At 40.5% G+C, this 13229-nt stretch carries 12 protein-coding genes, 1 rRNA gene and 1 pseudogene; 5 read left to right on the top strand and 9 right to left on the bottom strand.

What is annotated here, in order from left to right; genetic code table 11:
- Positions 1–154: 154 nt before the first annotated feature.
- Positions 155–1701, bottom strand: a 16S ribosomal RNA gene (locus ACMAZF_RS01740).
- Between the two features lie 689 nt (positions 1702–2390).
- Here ACMAZF_RS01740 and ACMAZF_RS01735 point away from each other — a divergent pair.
- Entirely contained in the window at positions 2391–2876 is a 486-nt protein-coding gene (locus ACMAZF_RS01735; protein ID WP_435275780.1) for an RNA recognition motif domain-containing protein, read from the top strand.
- Here ACMAZF_RS01735 and murI read toward each other — a convergent pair.
- Both murI and ACMAZF_RS01725 read right to left on the bottom strand, forming a co-directional pair.
- On the bottom strand, positions 2857–3654 hold the full coding sequence (gene murI, locus ACMAZF_RS01730) for a glutamate racemase (RefSeq protein ID WP_435275779.1): 798 nt from the start codon (positions 3652–3654) through the stop codon (positions 2857–2859). The two genes, ACMAZF_RS01735 and murI, sit on opposite strands and share 20 nt — an antisense overlap.
- A 71-nt stretch (positions 3655–3725) precedes the next feature.
- A complete protein-coding gene (locus tag ACMAZF_RS01725; protein ID WP_435275778.1) occupies positions 3726–4925 on the bottom strand; it encodes a DUF5610 domain-containing protein in 1200 nt (399 codons plus the stop codon).
- A 166-nt stretch (positions 4926–5091) separates the two neighbouring features.
- Between ACMAZF_RS01725 and trmA the strand changes: the two genes are divergently transcribed.
- On the top strand, positions 5092–6189 hold the full coding sequence (gene trmA / locus ACMAZF_RS01720; protein ID WP_435275777.1) for a tRNA (uridine(54)-C5)-methyltransferase TrmA: 1098 nt from the start codon (positions 5092–5094) through the stop codon (positions 6187–6189).
- A 20-nt stretch (positions 6190–6209) separates the two neighbouring features.
- Here the strand turns inward: trmA and ACMAZF_RS01715 are convergent, their stop codons facing one another.
- Positions 6210–6560, bottom strand: a complete 351-nt coding sequence (locus ACMAZF_RS01715; protein WP_435275776.1) for a DUF1422 family protein — start codon at positions 6558–6560, stop codon at positions 6210–6212.
- A gap of 3 nt (positions 6561–6563) precedes the next feature.
- Complete coding sequence (gene fabR / locus ACMAZF_RS01710) at positions 6564–7178, bottom strand: HTH-type transcriptional repressor FabR (RefSeq protein WP_435275775.1); 615 nt, start codon at positions 7176–7178, stop codon at positions 6564–6566.
- Between the two features lie 261 nt (positions 7179–7439).
- Here fabR and ACMAZF_RS01705 point away from each other — a divergent pair, with 261 nt between their 5' ends.
- The gene (locus tag ACMAZF_RS01705; RefSeq protein ID WP_435275774.1) at positions 7440–8555 is read left to right on the top strand and encodes an acyl-CoA desaturase; all 1116 of its coding nucleotides are present in this window, start codon (positions 7440–7442) and stop codon (positions 8553–8555) included.
- A 312-nt stretch (positions 8556–8867) separates the two neighbouring features.
- On the opposite strand, the gene ACMAZF_RS01700 is transcribed toward ACMAZF_RS01705, so the two are convergent.
- Positions 8868–9575 carry a helix-turn-helix domain-containing protein gene (locus ACMAZF_RS01700; protein ID WP_435275773.1) on the bottom strand — a complete coding sequence of 236 codons (708 nt, stop codon included), beginning with the start codon at positions 9573–9575 and terminating at the stop codon, positions 8868–8870.
- A 152-nt stretch (positions 9576–9727) separates the two neighbouring features.
- Positions 9728–10249, bottom strand: coding sequence for a bifunctional adenosylcobinamide kinase/adenosylcobinamide-phosphate guanylyltransferase (locus tag ACMAZF_RS01695; protein WP_435275772.1), 522 nt, complete (start codon positions 10247–10249; stop codon positions 9728–9730).
- A gap of 80 nt (positions 10250–10329) precedes the next feature.
- Here ACMAZF_RS01695 and ACMAZF_RS01690 point away from each other — a divergent pair, with 80 nt between their 5' ends.
- Complete coding sequence (locus ACMAZF_RS01690; RefSeq protein WP_435275771.1) at positions 10330–10953, top strand: glutathione S-transferase family protein; 624 nt, start codon at positions 10330–10332, stop codon at positions 10951–10953.
- Between the two features lie 243 nt (positions 10954–11196).
- A pseudogene (locus tag ACMAZF_RS01685) lies at positions 11197–11778 on the top strand (glutathione binding-like protein); the annotation flags it as partial.
- A 2-nt stretch (positions 11779–11780) separates the two neighbouring features.
- On the opposite strand, the gene ACMAZF_RS01680 reads toward ACMAZF_RS01685, so the two are convergent.
- The gene (locus ACMAZF_RS01680) at positions 11781–12791 is read right to left on the bottom strand and encodes a CobW family GTP-binding protein (protein ID WP_435275770.1); all 1011 of its coding nucleotides are present in this window, start codon (positions 12789–12791) and stop codon (positions 11781–11783) included.
- 13 nt (positions 12792–12804) lie between these two features.
- Complete coding sequence (locus tag ACMAZF_RS01675; RefSeq protein ID WP_435275769.1) at positions 12805–13203, bottom strand: MerC domain-containing protein; 399 nt, start codon at positions 13201–13203, stop codon at positions 12805–12807.
- Between the last annotated feature and the right edge of the window lie 26 nt (positions 13204–13229).

Here is a 13229-nt window from a genome sequence, read left to right as displayed (position 1 = left end):
ATTTATTATCACTTTTTCATCAACATGCTAGCGTATTCAAATAATCTGTGTGGACACTTAAAGAAAAGTAAAAATATTGGTCATCACAAGTGACGACCTGAATAAAACTGTATTTTTAGATTAATTATCTAAAAATCTGTTTTATTTTTGTCTGTAAGGAGGTGATCCAGCCCCAGGTTCCCCTAGGGCTACCTTGTTACGACTTCACCCCAGTCATGAACCACAAAGTGGTGAGCGTCCTCCCCGAAAGGTTAAACTACCCACTTCTTTTGCAGCCCACTCCCATGGTGTGACGGGCGGTGTGTACAAGGCCCGGGAACGTATTCACCGTAGCATTCTGATCTACGATTACTAGCGATTCCGACTTCATGGAGTCGAGTTGCAGACTCCAATCCGGACTACGACGCACTTTTTGGGATTGGCTCCACCTCGCGGCTTCGCAACCCTTTGTATGCGCCATTGTAGCACGTGTGTAGCCCTACTCGTAAGGGCCATGATGACTTGACGTCGTCCCCACCTTCCTCCGGTTTATCACCGGCAGTCTCCCTAGAGTTCCCACCATTACGTGCTGGCAACTAAGGATAGGGGTTGCGCTCGTTGCGGGACTTAACCCAACATTTCACAACACGAGCTGACGACAGCCATGCAGCACCTGTCTCACAGTTCCCGAAGGCACCAATTCATCTCTGAAAAGTTCTGTGGATGTCAAGAGTAGGTAAGGTTCTTCGCGTTGCATCGAATTAAACCACATGCTCCACCGCTTGTGCGGGCCCCCGTCAATTCATTTGAGTTTTAACCTTGCGGCCGTACTCCCCAGGCGGTCAACTTAATGCGTTAGCTGCGCCACCCAGTGCTCAAGGCACCAGTCGGCTAGTTGACATCGTTTACGGCGTGGACTACCGGGGTATCTAATCCCGTTTGCTCCCCACGCTTTCGTACATGAGCGTCAGTTATTGTCCAGGTGGCCGCCTTCGCCACTGGTATTCCTTCAGATCTCTACGCATTTCACCGCTACACCTGAAATTCTACCACCCTCTACAAAACTCTAGTTTGTCAGTTCGAAATGCAGTTCCCAGGTTGAGCCCGGGGCTTTCACATCTCGCTTAACAAACCGCCTGCGTACGCTTTACGCCCAGTAATTCCGATTAACGCTCGGACCCTCCGTATTACCGCGGCTGCTGGCACGGAGTTAGCCGGTCCTTCTTCTGCGAGTAACGTCACAGCTAGCAGTTATTAACTACTAACCTTTCCTCCTCGCTGAAAGTACTTTACAACCCGAAGGCCTTCTTCATACACGCGGCATGGCTGCATCAGAGTTTCCTCCATTGTGCAATATTCCCCACTGCTGCCTCCCGTAGGAGTCTGGACCGTGTCTCAGTTCCAGTGTGGCTGATCATCCTCTCAAACCAGCTAGGGATCGTCGCCTTGGTGAGCCTTTACCTCACCAACTAGCTAATCCCACTTGGGCACATCCAATCGCGAAAGGCTCCGAAGAGTCCCCTTCTTTCCCCCGTAGGGCGTATGCGGTATTAGCCATCGTTTCCAATGGTTGTCCCCCACGACTGGGCAGTTTCCCAAGCATTACTCACCCGTCCGCCGCTCGACACCTCAGGAGCAAGCTCCCTTGTGTTTCCGCTCGACTTGCATGTGTTAGGCCTGCCGCCAGCGTTCAATCTGAGCCATGATCAAACTCTTCAATTAAAAGTTTAACTGTTTAACGTTCCCTACTTTTACATAAGAAACGACTCAATGAATTTACTGTCATATCAAGTAATTTCTTACTTGGTGTGAACATCTTCATTAAGTATTTTTTGATACTTAACCGATTTAGCCTTGAACATTTGATTAATAATCAAATGTTAGCTAAGCCTTAAAAATGCCCACACAGTTTATTTGAATACTTATTGTTAAAGAACGTTTCAACTCGACTTACTCAAAGTAAGGAGTTACGCTTCAAACCGTGTGGCTCGTTGCGTTAGGGATGCGTATCTTACGTCATTCCTTTTTGAAGTCAACAACTAATTTTAAATAATTTTTAAAGATAATTTAAAGCGTTGTTTTTCTTCCTAACCCGTATCAGCGCTGCTTCTTAGCTCTTCGTTAAAAGATGCTCTATCAGTGCTTCCCCGTGTCAGTGGATGCGCATTATAGAGATCCCATCGAACTTGGCAAGGGCTTTTTTGCAATAAAATACTCAAGCGGTCACAAATCACTCCAAACGATAATTTTATAATCAATTTATGGCCTATTTGCGGTATTTATACTGATAGGCCTCAAAGTTTATGAGTGTTTTTTAAACTATTTGATAGCTGACGCTGGAATCTGGCATAAAATCTATCTATTATGTCGCTCTTAAGCTTTTATTTTTCTTCATTTATTTAGGTTATCTTATGAAATCAACAAAATTAGGTTCATTTCTTATCGCATTAGTACTCGCTGGGGTTGGCTTTTTTATTCTTCCTGTTCTTAATGCTGACTATGCAATGGCAGCACCATTTTTAGCAATCGGTATTTTGATTGGTGCAGGTGTTGTTCTTTTAGTATCAGGTGCGAGTTCAACTACACGCACGACTAATAGCATTCCAGTACAATCAGACGAGCGTCAAACGCTATATGTAGGAAATTTGCCATATCGTGCAAACGAGGCAATTGTTCGTGAATTATTTGAAAAATACGGTAGTGTTTATTCAGTTCGATTAGTTAAGGATAAACAAACAGGTCGTCGACGTGGTTTTGGTTTCGTCACTATGGACCCAGATGGTGCCCAAGACGCTATGGGTAAACTTAACGACAATGAATTTCAGGAACGTATATTGAAAGTACGTGAGGCTAAAGAAAAGACTAGCCCAGACAATTCTAGCCACGCGGTAGAGTAATTAATGTAGTTTCGTTAAACCCTTCACTAAACAGTGCAGCAATTAACGATTTATCATTTATTGATTTAGTATAAAGCGCCCGATGATTTAAAAAGTCATTGGGCGCTTTTGTTTTCACTACTCTTGCATCTAAAAGAGTTTTAACCCGCTGTGCAATTGCTAATCCCGAATCTATTATCACTAGTGAAGGTGGTTTGATTTGATTGATACATTCCATCAACAGTGGAAAATGTGTACAGCCAAGAATCATGACATCAGCTTGCTCAAATATTGGCTGGCATATATCAAGCAGTCGTTGTTGGGATATTTTCCCACCACGGTATAAGGCCTCAGCCATTGCAACTAACTCATTACTGCCAACATTTACTAAATCACAATCAGATGCATGGTTGATTTTAAGCTGTTCGACATAATCTCTGGTGATAGTGCCTTGAGTCGCTAACAAACCAATGACTTTGGAGTTACTCAATTTAGACGCTGGTTTAATGGCCGGAACGACACCCACAATAGGGATATCAAATTTGGCGCGTAATGCGGGTAATGCGGTAGTGCTTGCGGAGTTACATGCAATAACGATGAGCTGGGGTTTGTGTTCAATCGCAACACAATCTATGACGGCTATGGTTCGTTGGATAAGTGTAACCTCATCTAACTCGCCATAAGGATAATATAAATTATCAAATAAATAGTCGATGGAAACACTAGGTAGGAGCTGTTTAATTTCTCTGACGACGCTAATTCCGCCAACGCCAGAATCGAAAACCAGAATGTTACTCATTGAGTTATATATGTCATGACGATTGAAAACGTGCTTATTCTCACTCAGTCATGACAAATAATCAAATATACCTATTGCTCTTGAGCGTCTATTAATTTTTGATTGAAATTGGTGAAGTCAATCGCCGACTTGTTACGCATGTCATCCAAGGCATCGACTTGTTGCTGTGCAATATCTTGCATTAACTGCTTTAGATTGTCTTTAGCAAATAATGATTCGCCGCTCTCCATTACGTCATTGAGATCTTTCACATAAGGAGCTAGCGTTGCGATAGGCGAAGCAGTTTGGCCAGGTGCATAGTGTTCTCGCACAGCAACTTGTTTAACTTCTTTAAAGTCGAGAGAGAATTGGGTTATTTGGCTAGCATCAAACCCAAGTTCAATTGCCTGTTCAAATGCTTTTTGTACGTCGCCATTAAAAAACTCGTCTGCTAATCCACTAATATCTTCTACTAAACTATTAATAGCTTTTAATTCATCGTCATCTAAATCGCCATTAACTTCGATACTGAATGACTGACTGCGACTATAAGCGGTTTCCGATGTATATCCATTTTCGTTGCTAGATTGAGATTGTGCTAATGTCGTTGTACTACCGAAGCTGATATTAATATCATCGCCATCACGTGTCTTGATTGAAATACTGCCCTGTTCAGATTCTTGTAATCCTAATTCACGAGCGATGACATGTGGCACAGCGCTTTCAATTGGCTTATTAAAAATATCAGCCTCTAGTCCATCAATACCCTCTTGAATCAAACCATAGCTTCGGTCCATACCTTCCTTGACGTCATCAGTTAACATATCCATGTCGCCCAGCTCTTGACGCGCTTGTTCAAACCCCATATCAACACCTTCACGGGCTTGAGCGAACATTTCAGCAAGTTTATCGTCACTGGCTCCAGCATCTCTTGCACCAGAGATTGCCTTGCCAACAAAATCCATGACGTTTTTAGCAACTTCTTCAAAATCAAAACTAATGGGTTCAACATCAATTTTATCTAGGATTGAGCCGCCTTCGAGCTTAATTGATACACTTTCACTGATTGAGGAATGAAACTCTAGCTTTCCACCGAGTTTAAGTTCTTTATTAAGCGCAGACATCAACGATTTGGCACCAATCAGGAGGCGATTGTTATCCGAACTTAGAAAATCTCTCTTCTCATGAACACCTTTACTCTCTTTACTACTATCGGATTTATCTGCTGCAACTGCAGCTTTATCATTTTTGAGCTTTTGATGCTCAGCTGGTGCTAACGAGTTGATTTTCATGATGTCTCCAATTGAGTCGAAAGTAGCAGTTAATTGTATCTCTGATCATATCGGCATATTGAGAAAAAACTTAACTAATTTTGACTATAAAACATACTAAGGTGCTGGACAAAGCAATAAAATACCCTAAACTTCTGCGCCACTATTGTTCGCTAGGAAATTGATCATGTTACCAGGCTTGGTAGACGTTGCTAATTACGAGAAGCAGCTCGACGACAAGACATCGGTTTTGCAAAACTTAATGCAGCCATTTACGCCACCCGCAGTTGAGTGTTTTTCATCTGAACCTGAGCACTATCGTTTGCGTGCTGAATTTAGAGTTTGGCACGACGGTGACGATCTTTATCACATCGTTTTTAACTCTCAAACAAAAGAGAAAGTAAGAGTTGATCAGTTTCCATCAGCTTCTCGTCTTATTAATGACATGATGCTAGCGCTTATGGAAGAGCTAAAAGATAAACCGGTATTACGCCACAAGCTCTTTCAGATTGATTATTTATCTACATTAAGTGGCCAGATTATTGTGTCGTTGCTTTACCATCGTCAACTTGATGAAGCATGGGAAGAAGCAGCACGCAGTCTAAAAGCTCGGTTAGGTGATAAGTTTGACCTACAGCTTATCGGCCGTGCGCGTAAGCAAAAGATCTGCTTAGATCATGATTACGTCATCGAAAAGCTTGAAATCAACAATCAACAACTGATTTACAAGCAAGTAGAAAACAGTTTTACCCAGCCTAACGGTGGCATTAATCAAAAGATGCTCGAGTGGGCGATTGATATTACGAAAGACGCTACCGGTGATCTATTAGAATTGTATTGCGGAAATGGCAACTTTTCATTAGCACTAGCGCAGAATTTTGATCGTGTTTTGGCAACAGAAATAGCCAAGCCGTCAGTTGATTCGGCTCAATACAATATCAGTGAAAATCACATAGACAATGTTACGATATTGCGAATGGCTGCTGAAGAATTTACCTCGGCAATGCGTGGTGAAAGAGAGTTCAGACGATTAAAAGGGATAGATTTACAAAGCTTTAATTGTAATACCATCTTAGTCGATCCTCCGCGAGCAGGTTTAGATGATGAAACCTTAAAGATGATTCAAGAATACGAAAACATCATTTATATCTCATGTAATCCAGAAACATTAGCCGATAACTTAAAGACACTATGTCAAACACACAACGTCTCAAAGTTAGCGCTTTTTGATCAATTTCCGTATACCCATCATATGGAAGCGGGTGTTTATTTAACTCGCAAATAATTGAGCCGATAAGGCTGGGGTTATCGTTTAAATAATCCCAGCTTATTACACATCCAAAAAATCAGTACCATACAAACAATCAACGGAAAGAAATTACTGCCAATCTCTGGCTTGATGACACGAATACATACCGAATAATTTAACGCACCAACAATGAAACTTGCCCCTGTTAATAACGGTACATCACCTTCAATAGCGCGACTCTTATATTCTTGCAACATACAGTAAAAAGCTAAAACACAACTTAGCAATGGGAAAATAGACAGCTCAACCTCCACCATCGTTAAACCACTTAATAGCGCATTTGCGCTTAAGCCAGCCACTAAGGCAAGTATAAGAATTTTAGCGTCTTGCTTTGAAACTGATAACATAAATTACATCTCCTTTTTATTGTTCAATAAATATTGTGCACCACTCGCAATCATATGTAACTTCATAATGACCCGCTCAGCCAATTCTTCTTTAGCATTATTTGACATATCAAGCGCCTCTGCACCTGCACTAAATACAACAATAAGCATAGCCTCGCTTTGAATACGTGCGAGGGTTTTGTTGAGATCCGATGTTTGCAATAAATAGTCGGTCAGTTCATCAACAAAGTGTCTAATTTCACGATTTACTGCCTGACGAAACACAGCGGCATTACCTGAGCGCTCTTGGAGTAATAATCGAAAAACATTCGGATTTGATTCAACAAATTCCATAAAGGTATCCGTTGATATACGAATAACACTGCCACCTTTGTCGATACGCTGGCGTGCTTTACGCATGAGCTGACGTAGCATTAAGCCGCCTTCATCCACCATGGTTAAACCAAGTTCATTCATGTCTTTAAAATGTCGATAAAATGAAGTGGGTGCAATGCCAGCTTCGCGAGCAACTTCTCGTAAGCTTAAATTAGAAAAACCATGTTCAGCAGACAACTGATTAAATGCTGCTTCGATTAATGAACGCCTTGTTTTTTCTTTTTGTTGCGCTCTTACGCCCATAATTTTCTTCCACCAAACTTACATACTTTCTAACTACCGCTAGAGTAAAACAAGCAAGCACATGGCACAACACCAATATTAAAAGATCAGGAGTATATGCCCTCTTGCTGAAATCATGCACTTTCACTGGCAACAGGTATATGATTAATGACTTAACGCAATAACGATAGAAAAAGTTGGTACAAATGTACGCTGAGAGTTGAAATAATAAATCGAACTGGCGTACACTTGTAAGCTCAATGTACAGCTTTTGGATTTATTATGAAAAAACCACCACTAATTTGGACTAATATTCTCGTGTTTAGTAGCACATTGTTAGCCGCCGTCATCTTAGTGCCTTGGTATGAACTTAGTTATGGCTTTGATGCCTTTGTAATTATTGCCGCTGTTATTAGTCTATTTTTCTGTGGCATGTCGATTACCGCTGGTTATCATCGACTATGGTCACACAAAACTTACCAAGCTCATTGGAGTGTTCGATTATTGTTCGCCATAGGCGGTGCCTTTGCGATGCAAAATTCAGCGCTGCACTGGTCAAGCGATCACAGAGTACATCATAAGTTTGTCGATGATAATGACAAAGATCCATATAGCGCTAAAAAGGGTTTTTGGTATTCACATATCGGTTGGATGCTACGTCATTATCACAAAGACACTTACCATGATTACAGCAACTGTCGTGACCTACAAAAAGATCCTATTGTTGTATGGCAACATAAGCATTACCTTGTCCTTACGTTGTTAACGAACTTTGGTTTTGCAGCACTAGTCGGTTGGATGAGCGGTCAAATGCTCGCAAGTTTCATTGCTGTTGGCGTAACACGCTTAGTCCTTAGTCATCATTTCACGTTCTTTATTAATTCATGGGCTCATATGTGGGGCAGCCAACCTTATACGGATAAAAACACCGCCAAAGATAATGCTTTGTTAGCCGTTTTTACTCATGGTGAGGGCTACCACAATTATCATCATATCTTTGAAATGGATTACCGTAATGGCATCAAATGGTATCACTATGATCCAACTAAATGGCTGATCAAAGGATTATCACTCATCGGTTTAGCTTCTGGTTTACGAAAAACACCACAACTGAAGATTGAACAAGCTAAATTGCAAATGGTTTTAAAGCGTGCAAATCAAAAATTAGATTTACGCCATGATGCCGAAGAATTAAAACAGAAAATTCACGATGAATACGAAGAGTTGATGGCTAAGCTTAATGCCTTTTATTCGTTAAAGAAGCGTTTGTTTGATGATAAGAGGAAACAGCTGCTAAAAGATTTTGAAAAATCGGAAATTAAAGCACAACTTAATGAATTAAAAAGCTCATTAGCTCATCAACGCCAATCATGGCTGACGATGACAAGCCACGCTTGATTTGGTTATTTAAAATAGTATTAGGGTCTGCTGATCTTTTGAGCTCATTTTTTAAGTAATTTATTTGAATTCTCTACAAGAAAGAGCCTATGTAGTGTACCTAGCTACACGAATAGGCAATAACGCCGTGGGAATAACAAACAAATGTTGTCCGTAGGATTCACCTAAAAGTATTTTGTACTTCATTTATGCAGTCATTCACCTATGACTGCATAAATGCAGGAATTAGAGCGACTCAGGAGACAAAGCCGAGATCAACAGCTCCTAGGGCATGACTAAAATCATTGCCCTTGCTTTTTTACATGTGTCATTTTATTTCCACCTGAACCCTATTAGAAAACATCCAAAACTACCTAGTAAAAACATAAGACCGGGAACTATAAACCAACGGTTGTGATGCTGTACTTCGCGGTCAAGAAACGTTTTAAAGTAACGTTTACCATCAGTAACTTCTTCAATATATCCAGCACCTCGACTGGTAGGAAGAACAATATCAATCTGCGCTATTCGATTTGTCATCATTAACTGACGTTCTAAGAATTTTTTCTCAGCGATTCCTTCAGTCGTTGTATATCCTAAAGTTTCTTTCACAATATCAAAAGCATCTAAACTTTCACCTTTTAATAATACGCCCATTGAACGATAATGATATTGTTGCTCATTAATTTCAACAATACTGACACCAATACATGCGCCGCCCAACATCATAAAAGTGAGTCCCATTATTAACCAACGGCGAAAATCACTGACTTGAACACTACGCTTATTTAGCACGATTTTTCTCACAGCTGATATTTCCTTGAGGCGTTCTAACTCGTCACTGCCCAAGGTTTCGCTCATATCTGAAACGTTAATGCGATAAGTATCTATTAACGACGAAAAAATCTCTTCAGATGGAAAGCTTTTTCCAGTTTCTAGTTTAGATAAATAGGATTGCTCTATACCAATTTTCTCAGCGGCCTCAGGCTGAGTCCAGCCCATTTTTTCTCGCGCATTTCGAATATATAAACCAAATTTCATTATTATTCCCTTTTTATATTTATCAGTCACTTAGTTGACTTGATTTACCTTATTCTTCGAAAGTCTTGCCATGACTACTAGTTGAATATTCCATGAATACTCATGAATATTGATAATTTTTGGCAAAACAGCGATCTTGACAATAAAACTGACTACTTAAGCCGCTCTTCAATACCAAAACTCACGCGATAAACTTCATCACAGTGTAATGCGACAAACTGACCGATAATGCCGCTAAAATCAACAAAGCGTCGTGATTGCGAATCCATCGGGATCACGCCGTGATTTACATCATTAAGTACAAATACCACATCACAGTCGATGGCAAATATAGCTGATAGCTGTTCACATAAAGTGTGCTCTGAGCATGCTAAATTATTGAAGATCCACATCGACAAACAATCAATAATATAACTTTCACCTGCTTGTAGTTGATTGGCGATATCTGTTGGTGCTTCTATTGTGTGCAATTGTGATTGTCGAACTTCTTGATGCTTATCAACGCGATCTTGCATCGCATTGTCATCAAAAGAGTTATCATAGGTTGCGACATAAAACGGTTGGCGTTTGGTTAGTGATAATATCTTTGCCGTCGCTGCATTACTCTTGCCACTTTTCTGCCCACCAAAATACAATACTTTCATAATTCCCTCTGTTTTCAGACTATTTATCATTATGCTCTTCCCACAACTACTATTTTTGATTACTTTATAGTCAAGCCATTGAGGCATCTAAGTAAACAATGAGGTTATACATGAAAATTTATGAGTTTCCTATCGCGCCTAATGCTCGACGCGTGAGCATTTTTCTCGCTGAGATTGAATTAGAGATTGAGCGAATCAACGTCGATATTCGTGGCGGTGAAAATTTAACGGCGGAGTTTAAAGAAAAAGCGGCTAACGGACTCATCCCATTTCTAGAGCTTGACGATGGTACCTGTATTTGTGAATCGATTGCTATTTGTCGTTATCTTGAAAGCGTTCACGGCCAACCTGTTCCATCGCTGTTTGGTGAGTCACCTTTAGAACAAGCCAACATTGAAATGTGGCACCGCATGGTTGAGTTTCAAATTATGGTCCCATTGCTACAAGCCTTTAGAAACATTAGCGGCATCTATCAAGATCGTGAAAACATTAATCAGGAATGGGGCGAAGAGTCCAAACAACGATTTATCGATGCGCTATCAACATTTGAGGTACAGCTTGGCGCTCAGCCATTCGTTGCAGGCGACCGATTTAGTATTGCTGACATTACGCTATTCTCATTCTTAAATTTTGCCCGAGTCATTAAATTTAAACTAGATGAAGACACACCGAATTTAAGTCATTGGTTTACATCAATGAAAGCCCGTCCTTCGATTGCGAGTACTGAACCATGATCACTCTGTATACAGCACCAACGCCTAATGGCCACAAAATATCGATTGCGCTAGAAGAAATGGCGCTTAAATACACCGTTGTCACACTAGATTTATACCAATTGCATTAAGTAAGTGATCTTGTTGTGCGTAGATAAAATCAGCTAAAACAAGGCGCTCGATTGACTAATAGCTGGCTATTAGGATTGAGAGCAACGCCATTTTAGTTAATTTTAACAAGTACAAGTGGGCAAATATTTAATGCAATTGGTATTATCAAGCAACGAACAAAAGCAATCACCATTTGTCGATCTCAATCCCAATGGTCGTATCCCTGCTATTGTTGAACACGACAATGATGATTTTGTTGTCTTTGAAACAGGCGCTATTCTCGTTTATTTAGCTGAGAAAACAGGACAATTTTATTCTTCAGATCCTAAAAAGCGCTCACAACAGCTGCAATGGCTCATGTTTCAAATGAGCGGCGTAGGCCCAATGATGGGTCAAGCGAATGTGTTTAATCGTTATTTTCCAACGAAAATCCCTGAAGCAATTGAACGCTATCAAAATGAAGGACGCCGCTTATTTGAAGTAATGAATAATCAGTTGACCAACAACCAATATTTAGCAGGAGATGAATATTCTATAGCTGATATCTCAACCTTTACTTGGGTAAGAATTTACGAATGGAGTGGCATCGATATATCAGGGTTAGATAATTTACAGCGCTGGCTCGATGAGCTATCCCAACGACCAGCCTGTATAAAAGGGTTACAAATTCCACCGTCACCAGATTTAACAGACGAAGAACGCGCCGCCCAAATTCAAAAAATGGTCACTAAATAGTTTCATTCAACTAAGGCGAATAAACTAACTTCCAGCTGCTGAGCCAACTGTTTAGCAGCTGTGTTGTCATCACTAATAAACTCTAAACGTGAATCACTACTCTCATCAATTTCTTGATAATCCATTTCTTTACCGACAATATTAAACGCAAATATTCCCTGATAAGTGATTAAAATGGCCTTCAATCGGTTAATGCTCACTTCACTTAAAACTTTAAGCACTCGATGTAAATCAAATCGTTTATGTGGTGCTAAAGCCCAGCCAAAAGATGTGAAACCATCGCCAGAATTATTCAAACGCACGAAATCTTGGGTAGCTAATTGCTCACTGACACTTAATGATTTTTTCCGTAAACTAATCGCAGGAACTGGACAATCAACCGCTTGGTAAGCGCATGGCATTTCTAGTAAAACATTCACTTGTTCACTATCAAACGTCATTAGCAAAGGCTTTTCATTAAGCTCTTGAGTGTCAATGTATTGATGAACTAGTTTGTTTTCAATGCCAGTATATAAATCTGCTTTACTGCACATATACGCATCAGCTACCTGCATTTGCTCGCGGTAACTGGCATTCTCTAACCATAGAGCATCATTAATTCGCCTTGCATCGATAAGTGTTAAAGTTGCTTTTACGTCAATAACATCTCGATAATGCGGTGCTTGCAATGTTGCTAACACTTCTGCCGGATGACCAAGACCTGTTGGCTCAATCAATAAACGATGTGGTTTAGCACGAGCAATCAAACGATTGAGGGTGATTTGCATACTCAACCCAGCGGTGCAACACATACACCCCCCAGGAACTTCGGCAATAAATACACCCTGTTGATTTGGATCCTTTAACAGTCCACCATCAATTCCAACTTCACCAAACTCATTAACTAATACAGCCCATCGTTCATGTTCCGGCTTTTCTCGCAAAAGACGCTCGATAAACGTCGTTTTTCCAACTCCTAAAGCACCAGTAATTACATTGGTTGGTACCGCGCTTATCGCTTCACTACCTTTCATTGATTTGCCTTTATTACCCTACTGTTTGTTCAAGAACCGATCGACGAAGTTTTAGACTTAAATGATGAGCAGCTATAACTAAGCTAGAGCCAGCAACTGTTAAGAATGTTTCGCCAATGCCGTGGAACATGCGTGAGCATGATAATAATGCAACACCGCTTATCGCTAATACCAACAACCACGGATTACGTGTTACCAACCAAACCTGCGGCACACTATAAATTAGCATGGAGAAAATGGGCAATAGCAACAGCGTGTGAAACCATTCTTCACTTAAAGCACTGACTAACACATTTGACCCCAACACAATGGCCAAAAATGGCATGACTAAGCAATGTGCAATACACACTCCCGAGAAAAATATACCCAATTTATCCTTAATTGATTGTTGCTTGATTATTGCGTGCTCCATAAATATTCCTCTAAAGACCAAACCGT

It is taken from the genome of Psychrobium sp. nBUS_13, assembly GCF_051201665.1.
Taxonomy (GTDB): Bacteria; Pseudomonadota; Gammaproteobacteria; order Enterobacterales; family Psychrobiaceae; genus Psychrobium.
This window is presented reverse-complemented; position numbering and strand designations above follow the sequence as displayed.

Coding starts and splice junctions, on each gene's coding strand:
- ACMAZF_RS01675 (WP_435275769.1), bottom strand. CDS start 13,203: ATGGAGCACGCAATAATCAAGCAACAATCAATTAAGGATAAATTGGGT.
- ACMAZF_RS01735 (WP_435275780.1), top strand. CDS start 2,391: ATGAAATCAACAAAATTAGGTTCATTTCTTATCGCATTAGTACTCGCT.
- ACMAZF_RS01690 (WP_435275771.1), top strand. CDS start 10,330: ATGAAAATTTATGAGTTTCCTATCGCGCCTAATGCTCGACGCGTGAGC.
- fabR (WP_435275775.1), bottom strand. CDS start 7,178: ATGGGCGTAAGAGCGCAACAAAAAGAAAAAACAAGGCGTTCATTAATC.
- murI (WP_435275779.1), bottom strand. CDS start 3,654: ATGAGTAACATTCTGGTTTTCGATTCTGGCGTTGGCGGAATTAGCGTC.
- ACMAZF_RS01715 (WP_435275776.1), bottom strand. CDS start 6,560: ATGTTATCAGTTTCAAAGCAAGACGCTAAAATTCTTATACTTGCCTTA.
- ACMAZF_RS01725 (WP_435275778.1), bottom strand. CDS start 4,925: ATGAAAATCAACTCGTTAGCACCAGCTGAGCATCAAAAGCTCAAAAAT.
- ACMAZF_RS01680 (WP_435275770.1), bottom strand. CDS start 12,791: ATGAAAGGTAGTGAAGCGATAAGCGCGGTACCAACCAATGTAATTACT.
- ACMAZF_RS01705 (WP_435275774.1), top strand. CDS start 7,440: ATGAAAAAACCACCACTAATTTGGACTAATATTCTCGTGTTTAGTAGC.
- trmA (WP_435275777.1), top strand. CDS start 5,092: ATGTTACCAGGCTTGGTAGACGTTGCTAATTACGAGAAGCAGCTCGAC.
- ACMAZF_RS01700 (WP_435275773.1), bottom strand. CDS start 9,575: ATGAAATTTGGTTTATATATTCGAAATGCGCGAGAAAAAATGGGCTGG.
- ACMAZF_RS01695 (WP_435275772.1), bottom strand. CDS start 10,249: ATGATAAATAGTCTGAAAACAGAGGGAATTATGAAAGTATTGTATTTT.